The 337-nt window shown below is 45.1% G+C and carries 1 protein-coding gene and 1 pseudogene; one reads left to right on the forward strand and one right to left on the reverse strand.

Annotated elements, in window-relative coordinates:
* Nucleotides 1–181: pseudogene (locus FS628_RS30260) on the reverse strand (hypothetical protein); the annotation flags it as partial.
* On the opposite strand from FS628_RS30260, the gene FS628_RS32145 reads away from it, so the two are divergent.
* A partial coding sequence (locus tag FS628_RS32145; protein ID WP_222125317.1) for a hypothetical protein occupies nt 137–337 on the forward strand: 201 nt, incomplete at its 3' end. The pseudogene FS628_RS30260 and the gene FS628_RS32145 overlap by 45 nt on opposite strands.

Genomic DNA, 337 nt, shown 5'->3' on the forward strand with positions numbered 1-337 from the left:
GGGGATAGTGTGGGAAATGACGAATGAAGAATGGTTCGTTGATGGTTAGGTTTTTGAGACCAACGGGAGGTTTGGGATGGTGAATGTGTAGAATGTTGTCCACGAGCAAAAAGGGGGGGGGGTGGGGGATGATTTGTTGAATGTGTTTGATATGGAGGAGAGTGTTATGTGGTGTGGGGATGTTTATATGAGGATTCTTGATGATAAAGTTTTGATGTGGGGAGAGGTGGCGGTTGGGGTTAGGGATGGTTGTTTGGATGGGTGTTGTTTGGTAATGTTTGTGAAGTATTTTGAGATGGATAAGATTGGGAAAGAAAGGCGAGGGGTTGGGTTGTTT

Source organism: Paenibacillus xylanexedens (assembly GCF_007676705.1).
Classification (GTDB): Bacteria; Bacillota; Bacilli; order Paenibacillales; family Paenibacillaceae; genus Paenibacillus; species Paenibacillus xylanexedens_C.